The 17,081-nt window shown below is 54.0% G+C and carries 16 protein-coding genes; all 16 read right to left on the minus strand.

The window, feature by feature from the left end; all coding sequences use genetic code 11:
• Window positions 1-26: 26 nt before the first annotated feature.
• Window positions 27-959, minus strand: a complete 933-nt coding sequence (locus ACE6ED_RS00800) for a MotE family protein (protein ID WP_410825044.1) — start codon at window positions 957-959, stop codon at window positions 27-29.
• Between the two features lie 121 nt (window positions 960-1,080).
• Window positions 1,081-1,524 carry a flagellar export protein FliJ gene (fliJ, locus tag ACE6ED_RS00805; protein ID WP_410825045.1) on the minus strand — a complete coding sequence of 148 codons (444 nt, stop codon included), beginning with the start codon at window positions 1,522-1,524 and terminating at the stop codon, window positions 1,081-1,083.
• A gap of 10 nt (window positions 1,525-1,534) precedes the next feature.
• Entirely contained in the window at window positions 1,535-2,854 is a 1,320-nt protein-coding gene (gene fliI / locus ACE6ED_RS00810; protein ID WP_410825185.1) for a flagellar protein export ATPase FliI, read from the minus strand.
• Entirely contained in the window at window positions 2,841-3,692 is an 852-nt protein-coding gene (locus ACE6ED_RS00815; protein WP_410825046.1) for a FliH/SctL family protein, read from the minus strand. Before ACE6ED_RS00815 ends, fliI begins: the two co-directional genes overlap by 14 nt.
• Window positions 3,685-4,701, minus strand: coding sequence for a flagellar motor switch protein FliG (gene fliG, locus ACE6ED_RS00820; protein WP_410825047.1), 1,017 nt, complete (start codon window positions 4,699-4,701; stop codon window positions 3,685-3,687). The genes ACE6ED_RS00815 and fliG overlap by 8 nt, the downstream gene beginning before the upstream one ends.
• A 7-nt stretch (window positions 4,702-4,708) precedes the next feature.
• Window positions 4,709-6,295: a flagellar basal-body MS-ring/collar protein FliF gene (gene fliF / locus ACE6ED_RS00825; protein ID WP_410825048.1), complete on the minus strand. Its 1,587-nt coding sequence runs from the start codon at window positions 6,293-6,295 to the stop codon at window positions 4,709-4,711.
• 34 nt (window positions 6,296-6,329) lie between these two features.
• A complete protein-coding gene (gene fliE, locus ACE6ED_RS00830) occupies window positions 6,330-6,635 on the minus strand; it encodes a flagellar hook-basal body complex protein FliE (protein WP_410825049.1) in 306 nt (101 codons plus the stop codon).
• Window positions 6,636-6,706: 71 nt separating this feature from the next.
• The gene (gene flgC, locus ACE6ED_RS00835; RefSeq protein ID WP_410825050.1) at window positions 6,707-7,159 is read right to left on the minus strand and encodes a flagellar basal body rod protein FlgC; all 453 of its coding nucleotides are present in this window, start codon (window positions 7,157-7,159) and stop codon (window positions 6,707-6,709) included.
• A 5-nt stretch (window positions 7,160-7,164) separates the two neighbouring features.
• Window positions 7,165-7,572, minus strand: a complete 408-nt coding sequence (flgB, locus tag ACE6ED_RS00840) for a flagellar basal body rod protein FlgB (protein ID WP_410825051.1) — start codon at window positions 7,570-7,572, stop codon at window positions 7,165-7,167.
• 367 nt (window positions 7,573-7,939) lie between these two features.
• Window positions 7,940-9,346, minus strand: a complete 1,407-nt coding sequence (gene hslU / locus ACE6ED_RS00845) for an ATP-dependent protease ATPase subunit HslU (protein WP_410825052.1) — start codon at window positions 9,344-9,346, stop codon at window positions 7,940-7,942.
• Window positions 9,347-9,378: 32 nt separating this feature from the next.
• Window positions 9,379-9,921 (minus strand): ATP-dependent protease subunit HslV, encoded by a 543-nt coding sequence (gene hslV / locus ACE6ED_RS00850; RefSeq protein WP_410825053.1) that lies wholly within the window; start codon window positions 9,919-9,921, stop codon window positions 9,379-9,381.
• A gap of 48 nt (window positions 9,922-9,969) precedes the next feature.
• Window positions 9,970-11,325 (minus strand): FADH(2)-oxidizing methylenetetrahydrofolate--tRNA-(uracil(54)-C(5))-methyltransferase TrmFO, encoded by a 1,356-nt coding sequence (gene trmFO, locus ACE6ED_RS00855; RefSeq protein WP_410825054.1) that lies wholly within the window; start codon window positions 11,323-11,325, stop codon window positions 9,970-9,972.
• A gap of 26 nt (window positions 11,326-11,351) precedes the next feature.
• Complete coding sequence (gene topA, locus ACE6ED_RS00860) at window positions 11,352-13,448, minus strand: type I DNA topoisomerase (RefSeq protein ID WP_410825055.1); 2,097 nt, start codon at window positions 13,446-13,448, stop codon at window positions 11,352-11,354.
• A 44-nt stretch (window positions 13,449-13,492) separates the two neighbouring features.
• A complete protein-coding gene (dprA, locus tag ACE6ED_RS00865) occupies window positions 13,493-14,629 on the minus strand; it encodes a DNA-processing protein DprA (protein WP_410825056.1) in 1,137 nt (378 codons plus the stop codon).
• A 148-nt stretch (window positions 14,630-14,777) separates the two neighbouring features.
• Window positions 14,778-15,707, minus strand: a complete 930-nt coding sequence (gene sucD / locus ACE6ED_RS00870) for a succinate--CoA ligase subunit alpha (RefSeq protein WP_410825057.1) — start codon at window positions 15,705-15,707, stop codon at window positions 14,778-14,780.
• Between the two features lie 56 nt (window positions 15,708-15,763).
• Window positions 15,764-16,924, minus strand: a complete 1,161-nt coding sequence (gene sucC, locus ACE6ED_RS00875) for an ADP-forming succinate--CoA ligase subunit beta (RefSeq protein ID WP_410825058.1) — start codon at window positions 16,922-16,924, stop codon at window positions 15,764-15,766.
• Window positions 16,925-17,081: the final 157 nt, after the last annotated feature.

Consider the following 17,081-nt stretch of genomic DNA (forward strand, 5'->3'; position numbering starts at 1 on the left):
TTTGTTTTCACCTCCTTTCAAGTGGTTTAGCTGCCGCCCATCAGGCGGTTCACAATTTTGGCTGTACGTGCGCTGTTCTCGGCCGTCATCGCATCCAAAATCGATGATCTGGAGCTGTCACTGACCGACTTCAGAATCGTCAGCACCTTGCCGGGACTGATGGCATACATCTCGCCCAGCAGTTTGGCCGCTTCATCGGCTTTCATCGCCTCGAACGTCTGGCCGAGTGCCGTCTGGTCAAGGTTTGGCGTAGTCGCGGGTGCTGTCTGCTGATCCTGTTTCAATCTCGACTGCAGCGCCGCAATTGCCTGGTCGGACGAATCGACACTATCTTTCATCTTAAGGGATACTTCTGCCGCTTTTTTCGGATCCATCTTCTCCAGGATCGCCCGTCTGCTGTCGTTGTTCATCACGCTGAAAATCTGGACGACCTCGTCTGTCGTCAGATTCTCAAGGATGGGCGCCGCCTTGGAGGCTTTCATGGATGCGTAAAGCTTGGCCACATCCTTCAGCTGCTTCTCGTAAGGATCTTCCGCCTGCTCCGTCTGCTGCGCCGCTGCCGCATCGGCTTTCGCCTTATCCAGCTCCGCCTGCAGCGTCGCCGCACTTTGCTGCTGAGCCGCCTTCTCTTCATTCAGCTTTTGGAGCTCGGCGTCCTTCTGGGACAGCTGCTCCTTGAGCTGCTTGATCGTGGCCTCCGAGCTATTTTCCTGCTGCTTGCTGTCTTTTGCGGTCTGCTCACCGGGGTCTGTGGGCGGATCCGGGACAAAACGCTCGACGAACGGGATCTTGTTCGCCACGGCAAATACGCTGTTGCGGATGTCCATATTAAACAGAGTCAGCAGTACGCCGAGCAGGACCAAGGTAAAAAGAATGGGCACCATCAGCAGCAAAAACCGTTCAAAACCGCCACCGCCGCCGGATTCTTCCTGCTCGAGTTCTTCGTCATTTTGAGCCACAACGTAAACCTCCCAAAGTTTTGCCGGGCAAAACTATAAAACTATGCTTCTCTGTCTTTCCCCGTCCCTTCGGACAAGTTCCTTTCATAAAAACACCATCTGCGGCGGTTTGCATCCTAATTTAGAAGGACTTCATCGCAAACCGGACCGTTGCCATCTCATCCAGCTCGTTTTGTTCCCGCAGCAGCATGTTCTGCTGGAACAGCATCAGCGCTTTATCTCTAGCTTTCAGCCACACCTTTTCGTCCAGCATCTTGTCGTTCAGCTGTCCCTGGCGGGTCTCGACCTGCTTATGCGCCCGGTGAATGTCGGCATGCTTGCGGGCAATGCATTGGTCGGTGTAATCAATGTAGTTCTGCAGCTCTCTAATCTTAGCCATCCCCGTGCAGTTTTCCGCAGCCATTTGCAGTTCAGCCATCAGGCTGGCACGCTGCTCATGCAGCTCTTCGAGGCTTTTTTCTTCCGCCCGGAGCTCGCCGATTGCGGTCGACAGCATCCACTCGGCCTGGGTCTTTTCATTGCCCTTCAAGTCCACGACTTTTTGAAAATTGTAATGGAACTTCATCTTTTGCTAATCATCTCCTTGAGAACTGTGAAATGAGCGCTTCCTGGGCTTCTGCCAGGGTGACCTTTTCATTGACCTTCTGTTTCGTAAAACTCCAGATGCTGTCAATGTAGTGGATGGATTCATCAATTTGAGCGTTGGAGCCGCGTTGGTAGGCCCCGATGTTAATCAAATCTTCCGAATCCTTGTAGAGAGCCATCAATCGTTTGACATTTTCGGCTGCTTCAATCTGGTCTTCAGGAGCAATATCCTTCATCACCCGGCTGATACTCGCCAGCACGTCGATTGCGGGAAAATGGCCTTTGTTCGCGATGCTCCGGTTCAGGACAATATGACCATCCAGAATCCCCCGCACCGCATCCGCAATCGGTTCGTTCATATCGTCTCCGTCCACCAGAACGGTGTAGAAGGCGGTGATTGATCCGACAGGACCTGTGCCCGCACGCTCCAGAAGCTTCGGCAGGCTGGCGAATACAGAAGGCGTATATCCTCTCATCGCAGGCGGCTCGCCAACGGCCAGTCCGACCTCGCGCTGCGCCATCGCGTACCGGGTGACCGAGTCCATCATCAGCATGACGTTCAGCCCGCGGTCGCGAAAATATTCAGCGATGGTTGTTGCAATCAACGCACCCTTGATCCGGATCAGCGCCGGCTGGTCAGAGGTCGCAACGACCACAACCGACCGCTGCAGTCCCTCAGGACCGAGATCCCGCTCGATAAAATCCAATACCTCGCGGCCCCGCTCCCCGATTAAAGCAATCACGTTTACGTCCGCCGAGGTATTGCGGGCAATCATTCCCATCAGGGTACTTTTGCCGACCCCCGAGCCGGCGAAGATGCCGACCCGCTGGCCTTTGCCGATTGTCAGCAGGCCGTCGATTGCCCGGACGCCGATGCTGATCGGCTCATGTACCCGGGGCCGGTTCAGCGGATTGGACGGAATGTTAAACGTTGAACTGTATGGCATCCGCGCCGGGATAAGCGATCCGTCGAGCGGTTGGCCCAATCCGTCCAGCACTTTTCCGAGCAGCTCCGAGCCGACCTGCACGCTCAGCGGCTTCCCGGTGCCGACCACATCACAGCCCGGGCCGATGGCCTGCAGCTCGCCAAGCGGCATCAGCAGCACTTTGTTATCTCTGAAGCCTACTACCTCCGCCTGCAGCGGCTTGGTTCCTTTGGACGGGTAGATGTAGCATACGTCGCCGATACTTGCATCCGGTCCTTCGGATTCCACCATCAGTCCAATGACCTGAGTAACTTTACCGTTTACTCTGACGGGATCGAAATTCCGCAAATGCTCTTTATATCGCCGGGTGTCAAGCATCTTCATCCCCATTTCCGTGTTCTTCGGTGTCCAGTGCGATCCGAATCAATTCTTTTTTGATTTCGGCCAGCTGTGTGTCAATTCGCGCATCCACGCTGCCGTAAGCAGAGCGGATGACGCAGCCTTTATCTTTTACGGTCGAATCCGGCAGGATCTGCAGCTCGGCTTGGGAATCGACGGTCAAGGCCAGTTCTTCCCGGGCCGCGTTGACAAAAGCGAACTGCTTGGGCGAAACGCAAAGCGAAATGACGCCTTGCTCGCGCTTGCGCGCCAGATTCTTTTTAATAAGGTCCATGGCATAAGCCGGTTCAACGGTCAGCTGCTTGTCCACGATTTTCTCAGCGATATTGCAGCTCAGGTCAACGAGAAACGGCTCGGCTTCCTGAATGATTTGATCGCGGGAGCGGTAAGCCTCCGCCAAAATGGTACGCGCTTCTTCCATCATTTCCGCCATTTTCCGTATCATTTCTTCTTCGGCTTTTTGTACGCCTTCATCATAGCCCTGCTGATATCCCTCCGCCTTAACTGCTTCGATCAGGTGTTCATCCTGTTCGCGGCGTTCGCTCCACCATTCCTCGATCTGCGCCTGCGCGTCCGCCAGCATTTGCTCCGCCTGCTCCGCGGCCTGCCGCACTTGTGATTCGGCGAATTCCTTGGCGTCCGCCAGCATCTGCTTGCGGGCCTGCTCCGCTTCCTCGTTCGCCGGGTCCTTATGGACGACGGTCTGCGTTTCCGCCGTTTCGTCCGCCGCCTCTTCCTGCAGTCCGGCGTGCTGCCGGGCCAGCTCCAGGCGTTTCAGCACTTCAACCGGAACGTATTGGGAGTTCTTGATCAGCCTAGACAATAATGTCATCTCCTCCGCCGCGGGCGATGATGATTTCACCGGATTCTTCCAGTCTCCGGATCGTGCCTACGATACGCGTCTGCGCTTCTTCTACGTCACGCAGCCGCACAGGCCCCATGTACTCCATTTCTTCCCGGAACGTCTCCGCCATCCGTTTGGACATGTTGCGGAAAATAACGTCCCGCACTTCCTCGCTTGCCACCTTGAGGGCAAGCTGCAGATCGGCGTTGTCGATATCGCGGATGATCCGCTGAATCGAACGGTTGTCCACATTGACGATATCCTCGAATACGAACATGCGCTTTTTGATTTCTTCCGCCAGCTCGGGGTCCTGAATTTCCAGCGAATCCAAGATCGTCCGCTCCGTACCGCGGTCGACGCCGTTCAAAATTTGCACAATCGATTCGATGCCGCCTGCGTTCGTGTAATCCTGGGTGACGGTTGCCGACAGCTTTTGTTCGAGCACGCGCTCGATTTGGGCGACGACTTCCGGCGAAGTGCTGTCCATCACCGCAATCCGGCGGGCCACCTCTGCCTGCTTCTCCTGAGGGAGCGCGGACAGAATGGAAGCCGCCTGCTCAAACTGCAGGTACGAGAGCACAAGCGCGATCGTCTGTACATTTTCATTCTGAATGAAGTTCAGAATCTGATTAGGATCCGCCTTGCGGGCGAAGTCAAACGGTCGAACCTGCAGTGTTGCGGTCAGCCTGTTGATCACTTCAAGCGCTTTTTGCGAACCAAGCGCCTTTTCCAAAATCTCTTTGGCGTAGTTGATACCGCCTTGTGAAATATATTCCTGGGCGAGACAGATCTGGTGGAATTCCGCCATGACTGCCTCTTTTTCACCGCTGTCCACTTTGCGGACGTTGGCGATCTCCAGCGTTAATTGTTCGATTTCCTCGTCGCGAAGATGTTTGAAGATTTGCGCCGATACTTCCGGTCCCAGCGTAATCAGCAGGATGGCTGCCTTCTGCCGGCCGCTCAGTCCCTGTTGGGCCACTTTAGCCACTACCTATTCACCTCTGTTCGTCAGAAAGCCACGTGCGCAGCAGATTCACGAATTCTTCCGGTTTATTTTTCGCCAGCCCTTCAAGCTGCTTGCGGACCTGGCTCTCGTTCGTTACGCTCTCGAGATTGATGGAAGGGAATTCGGTCGGAACCTGCAGCGGAAGCTCCTCTTCTTCTTCTTCGATGTTGTTTTTCCGTCTGCGATAAATGATATAACCCGCGCCTGCGCCAATGAGCAAAAGTGCTGCTCCGATCGCCCACAACATCCATGCCGGTAGTCCCGCTGCTGCGGCTTCCGCCTCATTTCCGCCAAACGACTGCGAGTAAACCGAAACTTTTTTAGCCAATTCGTCGTCTGTATAAGTGACACCCGAATCAGCAAGCGACGCGCGGACGATGTTGACCAGAATATTCCGGATCGCATCCGATGTCGGCTGATCCAAACTTTCTTGTCCATTAGGTGGTTCAACCGCCACATTAATGGTTAAATCTTTAACAGTATAGGGACTGGCGATTACATTTTTCGTAATGCGATTGACCTCGAAGTTCCGCGTCTCGGAAGATTCCTCCGAAGTAGAGGTGCCCGAATTGGCTCCTCCCGGATACCCGGCGACATCCTGCTCGCCTGTACCGGCCACACCACCGTCCACACTTCCTTGACCGCTATAGCTGTTACTGATGATCTGAGAGCTGATCTCGATCCCCCTCATGTTTTCAACATCAACAGGTTCAACCCGGTTTTCCGTCCGGTCTTCCTTATCGAAGTTCAATTGGGAGATAACCAGTACATCTACTTTATCCGGCCCGGTAAATGTGCTGAGGAATTGTTTAACATTCTTTTTGACTTCTTCCTCGAATTTCTTCTTGAGAGCGAAGTTTTCTTCGACCTGATTGGAAACGCCGCCTTGACCGCCTCTAGCTGTAGGGATCAGTTCAATCTCGTTATTTGTGATCGTAATGTTCTCGACCGGGAGATTCGGCACCGCCGTCTTCACCAGGTTGAAGTATCCATCAATGTTGTCCTGTGTAGGCCGGAAGCCCGGCTTAAACGACAGCACTACGGAAGCGGAAGCTTGTTCCTGATCCGCCTGAGAAGCGAATACCGTTTCTTTTGGCAGATTAACCAGCACTTTGGCATCTTGAATGCCCTGCATCCGTTTCATCAGCATTTCAACTTCGCCGTTCAGCGCGTTGTTGTATTTGACATTAAATTCGCTGTCCGTCGTACCGATCATGGATGAACTCTCGTCGAAGACCTTGTAGCCAATCGAGCCGCCCTGCACGATTCCTTGAGAACCGATATCCACCTTGATTCTCGCAGCTTGCGTACTCGGGACCGAGATGTCTTTGCCGTTCGGGCTCAGCTTGTAATCGATGCCCGCCGACTCCAGATAATTAATGACGCCGGCTGCGTCGGTGCTGTCCAGCTCCTTGAACGCTACTTCGTATTCCGTCTTGGAGAACTGCAGTGTAGCCACCACAATTACGATGAGCAATATGCCGATTGTGGAGAAAAATAATATTTTCTGTTTACCGCTGAATCTGTTCCAATACTGGGTTACCTTCTCCCGGTACTGGGCAAACCTTTCATTCACAGTGTCACCCCATCCGAAACCAAGCTTAGATTATTTAGATCTGAGTTCTCATAATTTCTTGATAGGCTTCGATAACTTTGTTCCGGACCTGCGTGGTGAGCTGCAAACCGAGCAAAGCTTGTTGGGATGAGATCATCGCTTCATCCACATTCACTTCTCCAAGCACAAATTTGTTGCTCATCTCTTTGGCCTGCTGTTCTTGGGCGGCCACCTGATCGATCGCGTTCTGCAAGTAGGTTCCGAAGCTCTCCGAATCCTGTGCGGATGCGGCTTGGACCGAGTTCGTCTTCATGGCCAGCGGTTGTACGCTTTGGCTGCCAATTACGATATTAGGGATCAATTGTCTTCCTCCTTGATGTGTCCGGCTAGTTCGTTAGCCCTCTGTCCAGTGATTACCGGCGGAATATCCGCCTAGGCCCGGCCAATCTCTAGTCCTTTGGATACCATGGCTTTCGCCGCATTAAACATGGTTACATTGGCATCATACGACCGGGAAACCGAGATCATATCGACCATTTCCTTGGTTACATCCACATTTGGCATGTATACATACCCGTTAGCGTCGGCATCAGGATGCGTAGGATTATAGACCGGTTTGAACGGCGAGGAGTCCTCGCTGATTTTCCGTACCTTTACGCCTGTTGCTTCGCCCCGGTTCAGCTGACTTTGCAGGGTGTCATAGAACTTGCCGCTGTTTACCGATTCCAGTTCCACAAGCTTCCGGCGGTAAGGAACCGCTTTGCCGTCCACCACTGACGCGCGAGTTGTCTCCGCATTGGCGATATTCGAGGTAATGACATCCATCCGAAGCCGCTGTGCGGTCAGCGCCGAAGCGCTAATAGAAAAGCTGCTGCCAAAATTCACTTCACTTATCTCCCTTCAACCGCAGTTCGCATCATCGTGATCTGGCTGTTAACCAGCTGCACGTAGGAATTGTAACGGAGTTGGTTCTCCGCGCTCAGTGACATTTCCCGGTCGATATCCACATTGTTTTCGTTATTGTTCATCAATGTGACTTTATCGGTATTAACAGCTGCACCCGGAATCCCAGGCTGCTCGCCGAAACGAATATGTCTTGCGTCCGTTACTTTGGCGGGCAGGTTGGACTGAAGTCCCCGTTCCTGCTGCCGGAGCAGATTCTCAAAGGAGACATCCGACCGTTTGAAGTTCGGTGTATCGACATTCGCCACGTTGTTTGCAAGCACCATCTGTCGGATATTGGCGGCATCGATGCCCCCTTGCAGGCGCTGAAAGCTGAGACTATTCAGAAGTCCCATTAAAATCCCCCTTCCTTTCCATCTTCGTAAGAAAAGAATTCCACGTCTTTGCGCGAAATCCTTCTCCTTTCGACACATTTTCGATGAAAATGCATTTGTAATGTCGATTTTTGTCATATAAGGCTGTGTTCAGTCACTTTTTCATATATTGATTCTCGTAGAATTTGTAGAATATTACAATAAGAAATAAGCCCTATCTTTAGGAAAAAGAGAGGGCTTAAAGCTCATATTTGCTATATTGTTCCTTTTTCAGCCTGTTTTTTTCATAAATACGACGAGTTTACGCAATTTTCTTGCGTATTTAGAAGGAATATAGGAAACTATTCGGACTTCCTACCTATGAAGCCAAATGGAGAATGCATGCAATTTAAAGGATATATTGACTTAAGTCGCGATCCTGAGCGATATTTGCCAGTTTTTCGCGAACATATTCCGGGGTAATCGACATAGTTTCGAGGGTAAGCTCCGGTGCTTCGAAAGAAAGGTCTTCCAGCAGCTTTTCCAAAATGGTATGCAGACGTCTTGCCCCGATATCTTCCGTGTTCCGGTTAACGGTGGCCGCAATCTGGGCAATTTCTTCAATTGCCTCCTTTTGGAATTGAACTTCAATGTTCTCCGTCTTGAGCAGATTGACATACTGCTTCGTGAGCGCGTTCTCCGGTTCGGTCAAAATAGACACAAAATCCTCCAGAGTCAGACTGCTGAGCTCCACCCGGATGGGAAACCGCCCCTGCAGCTCGGGAATCAAATCCGAAGGCTTCGCAATATGAAAGGCGCCCGCCGCGATGAACAGCACGTAGTCGGTTTTAACCGGGCCGTATTTGGTCATAACGGTAGAACCTTCGACGATTGGCAAAATGTCCCGCTGAACGCCTTCGCGCGATACGTCAGGACCGCTGCCTCTTCCTTGGCTGGCCACCTTGTCGATCTCGTCGATAAAAATAATGCCGGACTGCTCCGCTCGGCGGACGGACTCCTGAATGACATCGTCCATGTCGATCAGCTTGGTCGCCTCATCCTGGATCAATACTTTACGCGCTTCCTTGACCGGCAGCTTACGCTTCTTCGTCCGCTTGGGCAGCAGGCTGCCGAACATTTCCTGCATGTTCATGCCCATTTGGTCATTGCCTTGGCCCATAAACATATCGAGCATATTGGGAGCGGTGTCTTCTACGTCGATTTCGATCAGTTCGTCTTCCATCTGGCCCGCAAGCAGCTTAAACCGCACCTGGCGGCGGCGTTCGCCAACTCCGCCCTCCGTTTCGGATTCCTCCTGTTTCGTCTCATCCGCTGAGCCGGAGTTATTGCCGAAAATCATCTCAAACGGATTGCGCTGGGATTTGTTTTTGGAGGCAGAAGGCACCAAAATCCGGACAATCCGTTCATTGGCCAGTTCCTCCGCACGGTCCTTCACTTTTTCAGTCCGCTCCAGCTTCACCATACGGATTGCCGTTTCGACCAGATCGCGCACCATGGACTCGACATCCCGGCCGACATAACCGACTTCGGTGAATTTGGTTGCTTCCACTTTGACAAACGGCGCGTTGACAAGCTTGGCGAGACGTCGGGCAATTTCCGTTTTGCCGACACCGGTCGGGCCAATCATCAAAATATTTTTGGGTACCACTTCATCCCGAATATCTTCGGGCAGCAGGCTGCGCCGATACCGGTTGCGCAAAGCGACAGCCACCGACTTTTTCGCCTGCTTTTGTCCGACGATATACTTATCCAGCTCTGCAACAATCTGACGGGGAGTCAAAGCTTGGTTTGTCATTGAACGTTCCTCCTTGGCAGGGGCTATGCCGCCTACAATTGTTCGACAATAATGTTGGAGTTCGTGTACACACAGATCTCGGAGGCGATCTGAAGCGCTTCCTTCGCGATGCCTGCGGCATCCAGCCCGGCAGCATGGCGTTTCATCGCCCGGGCCGCGGACAAAGCAAAATTCCCGCCTGAACCGATCGCCAGGACATCGTCATCCGGTTCGATGATTTCGCCGCCGCCGGAAATAAGCAGCATGCTGTGTTTGTCCATCACGATCATCAGCGCTTCCAGCTTGCGCAGCACGCGGTCCTGGCGCCAGTCCTTGGCGAGTTCAACCGCGGAACGCTGCAGATTCCCGTGATGCTCCTCCAGCTTGCTTTCGAATTTCTCGAACAGTGTAATGGCATCGGCCACGGAGCCTGCAAACCCGGCAACCACTTGTCCTCTGTAGAGCCTGCGCACTTTTTTGGCGGTCGTCTTCATGATGACATTTTCGCCCATCGTCACCTGCCCGTCGCCGGCAATCGCCGCCTGCCCGTTATGTCTGACGGCGCAAATCGTCGTAGCGTGAAAACTTGGCAACATCAATATTCACCCTCCTCACCGTTTATGAAGAAAGGCCGAACCAGGGGATTATCCCTGGACCGGCGCCTCCTCCGGCGTTATATGCGAAAGTCCGCTGGACTCGGCAAACTCGGCCAGCTTCTTCAGCGCCTGGTTCGCCAGCCACTCATTTTTTTCTTTTTTGTTGCGGATGCGCTGCTCCGGCTTCGGCAGCAGGCCGAAGTTGGCATTCATCGGCTGAAAATGTTCCGGATCCGCGCTGGTAATATAAGCCGGCATGCTGCCAAGTACCGTCTCTGCCGGGAACACCAGTCCAGCTGCCCCTGTGGCGGCTCGTGCGGCGTTGAGACCGGCGATAAGGCCCGAGGCCGCCGATTCCACATAACCCTCCACTCCCGTCATCTGACCGGCAAAGAAGAGCCGTTCCTGCCCTTTCAGCTGGTAGGTCGGATGCAGCAGCTTCGGTGAATTGATAAATGTATTGCGGTGCATTACGCCATAGCGGACATACTCCGCGTTCTCAAGTCCCGGTATGAGCGAGAACACACGTTTCTGTTCACCCCACTTCAAATGGGTCTGGAACCCTACCAGATTGTACAGCGTGCCTGCGGCATTGTCCTGGCGCAGCTGGACGACCGCAAACGGCAGTTTGCCCGTATGCGGGTTCACAAGACCAACGGGCTTCATCGGTCCAAACAATGCGGTCTGCTTGCCGCGCTTCATCATAATCTCGATCGGCATGCAGCCTTCAAAATAAATCTCTTTTTCGAATTCCTTGAGAGCGGTCACTTCTGCGTTCACCAAAGCGTCATAAAACGTGTCGAACTCCTCTTCGGTCATCGGGCAGTTCAGATACGCTGCCTCTCCCTTATCGTAACGGGAGGCCAGATAAACCTTGCTCATGTCGATCGAATCCTTTTCGACGATCGGCGCCGCAGCGTCATAGAAATAAAAATATTCTTCGCCAAGCAGCTGCTTAATCTCTGAGGACAAGGACGGGGAAGTCAGCGGTCCGGTAGCGATGACAACGATCCCCTCTTCCGGAATACGCTGCAGCTCCTCATTTACAACCGTAATTAGCGGATGATTGCGGAGCGTGCCGGTAATATCGCCGGAGAATCCGTCACGGTCCACCGCAAGCGCCCCGCCCGCAGGCACAGCGTGCTTGTCAGCGGCGTGAAGCACCAGTGAGCCGAGTCTGCGCATTTCTTCTTTCAGCACGCCGACGGCGTTGCCGAGACCGTTCGCGCGCAGCGAGTTGCTGCACACGAGCTCGGCGAATTGATTGGTATGGTGAGCGGGCGTCTTAACGACGGGCCGCATTTCATAAAGGGTGACCGGTACGCCTTGCGAAGCGATCTGCCAGGCGGCTTCGCTGCCCGCCAGACCCGCTCCGATTACCGTAACCCCTGCTGTTTGCGTCAAAATAAAATACCTCCTAATACCAGCGGTTATTCCGCCATTTCTTCGTTGTCTTCCACCGTTTCGGTATGGTCGCAGGATGTGCACTGCAGTCTTACGCCCTGCTTGTTGCGCTTCTCGATCATCCAGGAGCCGCAAGACGGGCATGGCTTGGCTGACGGCTTATCCCATGACACAAAATCGCATTCGGGATACCGGTTGCAGCCATAGAACACCCGGCCTTTTTTGCTGCGCCGCTCCACGATCTGGCCCTCATGGCATTTCGGGCATTCCACGCCGATGTCCTTGACGATCGGCTTCGTGTTCCGGCAGTCCGGAAATCCGGAGCAAGCGAGGAACTTGCCGAACCGGCCCATTTTGTATACGAGCGGTTTCCCGCATTTTTCGCACAGTTCATCGGAGACTTCGTCTTCGATCTCGATCTCCTTCATTTCTTCTTCAGCGACTTCCAGCCGCTTCTCGAAGGATTCATAAAATTCGCCGAGCACCTTCACCCAGTCTTCGGAACCTTCTTCGACGTGGTCCAGATCGCCTTCCATATGGGCAGTGAACTCCACATCAAGAATTTCGGGAAAAAACTGCTCCATCTGCTCGATGACCAGCTCGCCAAGCTCGGTAGGCATAAACTTCTTTTCTTCAATCGCGACATACCCGCGTTTCTGGATCGTCTCCAGCGTAGGCGCATACGTACTTGGGCGGCCTATGCCCAGCTCCTCCAGCGTCTTGACGAGCCTGGCTTCCGTGTAGCGGGGCGGCGGCTGCGTAAAATGCTGCTTTGGTTCAATTTCTTCGGTCTTCAGCGTATCTCCGGCTTTCAGTTCCGGCAAATACTTGTCTTCTTCCGTTGTGCCGTCGTCGTTGCCTTCGACATACACCTTCATAAAGCCTGGAAACGCCACCTTGGATCCAACCGCGCGGAACAAAACGGTGCCAGCCGTAATATCGACCGACAACGTATCAAGCACGGCGGAAGCCATCTGGCTTGCCACAAAACGCTCCCAAATCAGCTTATAGAGACGGAATTGGTCCCGGCTCATGAATTCTTTGACGGTTTCGGGTTCGCGCAGCGCCGAAGTGGGACGGATCGCTTCGTGCGCGTCCTGTGCGCCGGCAGCCTTTTTGGAGTATTGTCTTGGCGTTTCTGGCACGAATTTCTCGCCGTATTTGCCAAGGATCAGTTCTTTTGCCTCGTCTTGGGCCGTGGTGGAAATCCGGGTGGAGTCCGTACGCATATAGGTGATCAAACCGACGGTGCCCTCTTTGCCCAGTTCAACGCCTTCGTACAGCTGCTGCGCGACCGACATCGTCTTAGCCGCACGGAAGCCCAGCTTACGGGCAGCCTCCTGCTGCAGCGAGCTGGTTGTAAACGGCGCGGAAGGATGACGCTGGCGTTCCTTCTCTTTGACTTCGCCGACGACAAACGGCTTGCCTTTGATCGCTTCAAGCACTTCCTGCACATCGCTTTCGCGCTGCAGCTCTTTTTTCTCGCCGTTCATTTTGTAAAATTTCGCTTCAAACACGGAATCCCGGATGCCGAGTCTGGCGGTAATGCTCCAGTACTCCTCAGGAACAAATGCGGAGATTTCATTTTCCCGGTCCAAAATAATTTTGACGGCAACTGACTGTACCCGCCCGGCGGACAACCCCTTCTTCACTTTCTTCCATAATAGAGGGCTGATCTTGTAACCAACAAGCCGGTCCAGGATACGCCTTGCCTGCTGCGCGTTCACCAGATCCATGTTTATTTTGCGCGGTGTCTTGAATGCGTCCTTAACCGCCTGCTTCGTGATCTCGTTAAAGACGACGCGGCAATCCTGCGTATCGTCCAATTCAAGCGCATGCGCCAAATGCCAGGCGATCGCTTCCCCTTCGCGGTCCGGGTCAGCCGCCAGGTACACTTTTTTCACTTTCTTGCTTGCATCCTTCAGTTCCTTCAATACGGACCCTTTTCCGCGGATCGTAATGTATTTGGGGTTGAAGTCGTTTTCGACCTCAACACCGATCTGGCTCTTCGGCAGATCGCGGATATGTCCCATTGAAGCCTTTACAATATATTTGCTGCCCAGGTATTTCCCAATCGTCTTCGCCTTCGCCGGCGACTCGACGATAACCAATGAATCCGCCACGGGTTCGTCCTCCTCTCGACAAGTAAAAAAACTGCTTTATTCATTTATATAACCTTATATAAAGCACCGGGTAATTGTGCCACCGCTTTTTTTATGATTAAAGATAACAGAACTGAATGCAAAAGTCCAAACTCCCAATTGGTCCATTCAATCAGTTCGTCCGAAGTAAACGGCCCCTGCAACAGTATATGGTATAGGCGGGACTCGTCACTTGTCAATTCCAACTCGTCAAGCGCACGTTCCGCGGGGGTCTGAAAATCCCGGTTTGCGGCTTTTCCCAATTGCGCCGGCGGCAGGAAGGACGGGTATTCCTCCAGCACATCATCCGCACAAGTGACGAGTTTTGCCCCCTGCCGGATCAGGTCATTCGCTCCCCTGCTTTTGGGCGAAGTAATCGGCCCGGGAACCGCGAATACATCCCTGTCCGCTTCGAGCGCCGCATCCGCCGTAATCAGCGATCCGCTGCGCCGGTCCGCCTCCACTACAATTGTGCCGAGGGCAAGCCCGGCGATAATCCTGTTGCGCTGCGGAAACAGCCCCGGATGACTCCGCGTGCCCAGCGGATATTCGGTCAAGACCAGCCCTTGTTTCGCAATTTGTCCGGCCAGCTCCCGGTTCTCGGGCGGGTAAACCTGGTCGAGTGAAGTTGCCATCACAGCGATCGTGCTTCCCGCATTCCGCAGCGCCGCCTCGTGGCAGACGCTGTCGATTCCGCGCGCCAGTCCGCTGATTATCGTCATCCCGGCAGCGGACAAAGCGCCGGAGAGCGATTCTGCGGCTTTTTTTCCGTACGAAGTGGGGCCCCGTGTCCCGACCATTGCGATGGATGGAGAGTGCAGCAGCTCCTGTCTGCCTTTAAAATACAGCACCCAAGGCGGCTCAGGCGCCGCTGCAAGCCGCGGAGGGTAAGCCGCATCCCCTGCAAGGATGTAACCGATTCCAGCCCGTTCAAGCGCCTCCAGGCGGCTGTCGATCCATGCCGGACTCAGCCCTTTTTCCAGCGCCCCGGAGACGGCCGGTCCAAATCCGTATTCCTCCCAAAACGGTCTGCCATGCGCTTCTCCACAAGACGACAGCAGCCGACGGCGGCAAATCTTGTCGATCGTCCTCCAGCCGATCCCCGGCGTTTCGTTTAATCCAAACAGCAGCTTGCGTTCGCGTTCATTCATTCCCTCACTCATATTCCACAGCATCCCTTCCCTGCGGTCCACCCGCGTATAATAGCCCTGCTGGCCCCCTGGCCGGCCATCGGGCAACAAAAAAAGCAACCTTTCATCCGCAAAAGGGATAAAAGGTTGCTTACCTTAAAATCGATTATACACGAAAAAATCAGTGCGTGGTACAAGCGGTCAAAATTCCGCGCTCTTCCAGAACGCCGACCAGCGTGGAGCCCATTTCGGCCGGAGTCGGAGCGACTTTGATCCCGCAGGCTTCCAGCACAGCGATTTTTTCCTTCGCCGTACCTTTACCGCCGGAGATAATCGCACCCGCATGGCCCATCCGCTTCCCTGGAGGGGCGGTGGCGCCGCCGATAAAGCCGATCACCGGCTTGGTCATATTCTCCTTGATCCACTCCGCCGCTTCTTCCTCCGCCGTACCGCCGATTTCGCCGATCATAATAACGGCCTTCGTACCGGGATCTTCGTTAAACAGCTTCAAAATGTCGATAAACTCCGAGCCCTTCACCGGGTCTCCGCCAATGCCCACCGCAGACGACTGGCCGATGCCGCGGGTTGTCAGCTGATGAACCGCTTCGTAGGTGAGCGTTCCGCTGCGGGAGACCACGCCGACATAACCCGGCATATGAATATAACCCGGCATAATGCCGATTTTGCACTCGCCCGGTGTAATGACGCCAGGACAGTTTGGCCCGATGAGACGGGTCTTGCGGCCTTCCATGTAACGGGACACCTTAACCATGTCCAGAACCGGAATGCCTTCTGTAATGCAGATAACGAGATCTAGCTCGGCATCCACCGCTTCCATGATGGAGTCCGCGGCAAAAGCCGGCGGAACATAGATGACACTGGCCGTCGCACCGGTTGCGGCTTTGGCTTCGGCTACCGTATCGAACACGGGAAGATTGACTTTTTCGCCGTTCTCCAGTTCTATCTCCACCTGCGTACCGCCCTTGCCCGGGGTAACGCCCCCGACCATCTGCGTGCCGTAGTCCAGCGCGCCTTTGGTGTGGAACATCCCCGTTGCTCCCGTAATGCCCTGCGTGATCACCTTCGTATCTTTATTGACCAGAATGCTCATGATCGGTTCACATCCCTATCTATATAGTCATATGCGAATTATTGTCGAAACCAGCGTTACTGGACCAGCGATACGATCTTGCGCGCGCCGTCCGCCATCGAGTCGGCAGGCTGAATGTTCAGGCCCGATCCGGCGAGAATTTCTTTGCCGAGAGCGACATTCGTTCCTTCAAGACGCACGACCAGCGGTTTGGTCAGGCCCAGCTGTCTTGCCGCTTCTACCACACCGTTCGCTATGACGTCACAGCGCATAATGCCGCCGAAGATGTTGACAAAAATCCCTTTGACTTTGGCATCGGACAAAATAATCTTAAACGCCTCCGTCACCTTCTCGGTCGTAGCACCGCCGCCCACATCCAGGAAGTTGGCCGGTTCGCCGCCGTAATATTTGATAATGTCCATGGTTGCCATGGCCAGGCCCGCGCCGTTGACCATACAGCCGATATTTCCGTCAAGTGCGATATAGCTGAGATCAAATTTGGAAGCTTCGATTTCCTTCTCGTCCTCTTCGTCCAGATCGCGCAGCGCCTGGATGTCTTTGTGACGGAACAGGGCGTTGGAATCAAAATTCAGTTTGGCGTCAAGCGCCATCACATTGCCGTCCTCTGTGACGACAAGCGGGTTGATCTCGGCGATGGAGCAATCTTTTTCCACAAAAGCCGTATACAGCGCTTGCATGAACTTCACAGCTTTGTTCACCAGTTCGCGCGGAATGGAGATGGCATAGGCCAGCTTACGCGCCTGGAAGGTCTGCAGCCCTACGGCCGGATCAATAACTTCCTTAAAAATTTTCTCCGGATGCGTTGCCGCAACTTCTTCGATCTCCGTGCCGCCTTCTTCAGACGCCATCATGACCACGCGGCCGGTGCCCCGGTCCACCACAAGTCCGATATAGTATTCCTTGGCGATTCGGCAGCCCTCTTCAATCAGGAGCCGCTTGACTTCTTTGCCTTCCGGACCGGTCTGATGCGTCACCAGCACCTTGCCCAGGATTTCGCCGGCATATTCGCGCACTTCGTCCAAATTTTTGGCGACTTTAACGCCGCCCGCTTTGCCGCGGCCGCCGGCGTGAATTTGCGCTTTGACTACCGTGACCGGACTGCCCAGCGCTTGGGCCGCTTCGACCGCTTCTTCTACCGTATAGGCGACTTTGCCGTTAGGTACGGACACGCCGTACTGCCTTAATACTTCTTTTCCCTGATACTCGTGGATATTCATTCCGGAAGCCTCCTAAGTGTTGCGAGCGCTGAGCCGATGCATCGGCTCTCCCGCGTTCCGTATTGATTGCCGCAAGTCGGGTTCGGACCGGTATACAAGTCGTACCCGAGGTAAAAAGGAAACCCAGATTATTGTAACACGATTTTAAAACGCTTAC

Origin of the sequence: Paenibacillus nanchangensis (assembly GCF_046543445.1) — a bacterium.
Taxonomy (GTDB): domain Bacteria; phylum Bacillota; class Bacilli; order Paenibacillales; family Paenibacillaceae; genus Paenibacillus_AQ; species Paenibacillus_AQ nanchangensis.